Here is a 373-nt window from a genome sequence, read left to right on the forward strand (position 1 = left end):
AATAGGGGGTGAGATGAATTACTTTGCAGAGGATCCCTTCTAGGTAATGTAAACCTGGAGGGGAAATGAAAAAGTTAAAGTCACAGTATCGATACCAGATTAAATGCTGTGGTCGATATGGTTGGAATGCCTACCCAAACATACGTAGTGGCATACATAAATGCTTTTCCACAAGACAAGAAAAAAGTTACTTCTTTCTTCATGAAATCGAGTGTAAAGGCTATCCAATCAAGCTCAGAGCTGCGAGGGGGCGAGCACTCGCTAACCCTTGGGATGATTATCCATCCCACGTATATGACCTTGCAAAAAGTTGGAAACATAATTCCAAGCGCCGTTACCAGTTTTATAAGTGAATTTAGTCAGTTAAGAGCTC

General features: G+C 41.3%; 1 protein-coding gene. It reads left to right on the plus strand.

The features are described 5' to 3' along the window. Nucleotides 1–126: 126 nt before the first annotated feature. A partial coding sequence (locus HR45_RS19575; RefSeq protein ID WP_206537920.1) for a hypothetical protein occupies nucleotides 127–373 on the plus strand: 247 nt, incomplete at its 3' end.

It is taken from the genome of Shewanella mangrovi (genome assembly GCF_000753795.1).
Lineage (GTDB): Bacteria > Pseudomonadota > Gammaproteobacteria > Enterobacterales > Shewanellaceae > Shewanella > Shewanella mangrovi.